This is a genomic window from Methylobacterium sp. WL103, assembly GCF_008039885.1.
Classification (GTDB): domain Bacteria; phylum Pseudomonadota; class Alphaproteobacteria; order Rhizobiales; family Beijerinckiaceae; genus Methylobacterium; species Methylobacterium cerastii.
The window spans coordinates 1-2,130 of record NZ_VRUX01000672.1; the positions used below are offsets into that span (position 1 = coordinate 1).

Sequence of the window (2,130 nt, forward strand, 5' to 3'; positions counted from 1 at the left end):
CCGCGACCCGCGCACCCGCGGCCTGCCCTACTCCGACTACTCCATCCACCTTCACCAGCCCGCCACCACTTCCTTGTCTATCGCCTCCCATAACTGCAATGTGAACTTGTTTTTTTTTTTTTTTGATACGTCGAGCACCGAGATGTTCACGTAAGGAGTCGTCGTCAGCGTGAGATTTGTATAAGAGACAGGTCTCGCTGTTCGCGACCCGGCGCCGCTCGTCCGGCCTCGTGCAGGCGGCCGGGCTCGCCACCGATGTAGAGGATGCCGGCGACGGCGCGACGCTCGCCTGGACCACCGGCGACTCGGCCTACGCCGTCAGCGGCGGCCACGACGCGAAGGATTTGCGGCACGCGGCCCTGGCATTGGCCGCCGCGCCCTGAGGGCGGCTCAGCCGAGCATCGACGGCGTCCGGTCGGCGGCGAGCATCGTGCGCGCCTCGGCCGAATCGACGTCCATCCGGGCGATCAGCGCCTCGGCGCTCGAGAACCGCTCCTCGCCGCGGATGAAGCCCACGAGTTCGACCGCGATCTCCTGCCCGTAGAGGTCGCCCGAGAAGCCGAACAGGTTCACTTCCAGGAGCGGCGCGCCGTCGTCGAAGGTCGGGCGGCGACCGTAGCTCGCCACGCCGTCGCGCATCGTGCCGTCGGGCAAGCGCACGCGCACCGCGTAGATGCCGTGGGCGAGCGCGCACTCGGTGAGGGCGAGGTTGGCTGTCGGGTAACCCAGCGTGCGCCCGCGTTTGTCGCCGTGCCGCACGGCGGCGAGCACGAACCAGCGGTAGCCGAGCAGCGCGTTGGCACGGGCCACGTCGCCCTCCGCCAGCGCCCGCCTGATCGCGCTCGACGAGACCGGCTCGGCCTCGCCGCCGTGCGCCACCGGTGCCACGACGCGGCAGGACAGGTCGATCTCGGCGCAGAGTGCCGCGAGCGTCGCCGGCGTGCCCTCGCGTCCGCGCCCGAAGTGGAAGTCGTGCCCGACGACGACGCCGGTGAGGCCGAGGTCGTCGCGCAGCAGCCGCTCCACGAAGTCGCGCGCGCCGGTGCCGGCGAGTCCCGCGTCGAACCGGCGCACGATCACCCCGTCGAGGCCGAGCCGGCGGAAGACGATCTCGCGGGCGGCGACGCCGGTGAGGCGGAACATCGGCTTGTCGGGGGCGAAGTAGGCGCGCGGATGCGGCTCGAAGGTGAGGATCGCCGAGGGCGCGCCGGTCTCGGCGGCGGCTCCGCGCACTGCGGCCACCAGTTCGCGATGCCCGCGATGGACCCCGTCGAAGTTGCCGATCCCGGCGACGGCGCCGCGCAGGGCTGCCGGCACCGGCTCGTCCTCGCGGCAGATCGTGAAGGGCCAGGGAGCCGTCTCGGGAGCCGTCTCGTCGCCTGACGCCATCGGGAGCTTTTGCGGATCGTCCAGTGCGGCGGCCCTCGCCGGAACCGCGGATTGCAGCGCCGCGGACCCTGTCGAAAACCGCCGGGGCGGTCAAGCGAGAGCGGCGCGCTGGGGACCGAACATCGCAAGGCGTTCCGTCCGCTTGGTCGGCCGGGCGGAACATGCGACGACCGGCAGCATCCGAGGCGGTGGCGCCCGGCCGTTGAGGGGGGCGACGACGCCCGGTGCGCGAGATCCGCTTCGAGCAAGGCCGGCGATGGCGCGGCCGGTGATCCCGCGCTCGCTGCGGGCGCGGCTGCTCGCGCTCTGGCTGCTGCTCCTCGCCTCCGCCGCGGCCACCGGCTACCTGCTGTTCGCGTTCTACAGTCAGTCGGCCGACGTGCAGGTCGGCCAGGCCGAGGTCGCGGTCGCCCGCGCCTGCCGCGAGATCGTCGATCGCACCGCCTTCGTCACCGGCGCGATGGCCTCGACGCGGATCGTCGACGCCAGCCTTCGCGCCGACCTCGCCGACGCGGTGAGCGTGGCGCTCGCCCGGTCGCCCGGCGTCGAGGGCGGGGTCTGGACCGCCGCCGAGGGCTCGGTCGCCTACGCCTTCCCGACCTACGAGGGCACCGGGCCCAAGACCGACCTGCCCTCGGCCGAGCGCGAGAGCATCGCGCAGATCAACGCCGACGCGCTGCGCACCGAGCGGCCCGCGGCGCTCCGCCGCCCGAGCCGGACGCAGGCGTTGTTGCTCCAGGC

General features: G+C 72.6%; 2 protein-coding genes and 1 pseudogene. 2 read left to right on the plus strand and 1 reads right to left on the minus strand.

Going from position 1 to position 2,130, the window contains the following annotated elements; all coding sequences use genetic code 11:
• Positions 1-176 precede the first annotated feature (176 nt).
• Positions 177-383, plus strand: coding sequence for a hypothetical protein (locus FV222_RS24010; RefSeq protein WP_147815826.1), 207 nt, complete (start codon positions 177-179; stop codon positions 381-383).
• Positions 384-390: 7 nt separating this feature from the next.
• Here the strand turns inward: FV222_RS24010 and FV222_RS24015 are convergent, their stop codons facing one another.
• Positions 391-1,389: a bifunctional riboflavin kinase/FAD synthetase gene (locus tag FV222_RS24015; protein ID WP_147761793.1), complete on the minus strand. Its 999-nt coding sequence runs from the start codon at positions 1,387-1,389 to the stop codon at positions 391-393.
• Between the two features lie 256 nt (positions 1,390-1,645).
• Between FV222_RS24015 and FV222_RS24020 the strand changes: the two are divergent.
• Positions 1,646-2,130 (plus strand): annotated as a pseudogene (locus tag FV222_RS24020) (sensor histidine kinase); the annotation flags it as partial.

Excerpts from the sequence above, each read along its gene's own strand:
- FV222_RS24015 (WP_147761793.1), bottom strand. The coding sequence starts at position 1,389 with ATGGCGTCAGGCGACGAGACGGCTCCCGAGACGGCTCCCTGGCCCTTC.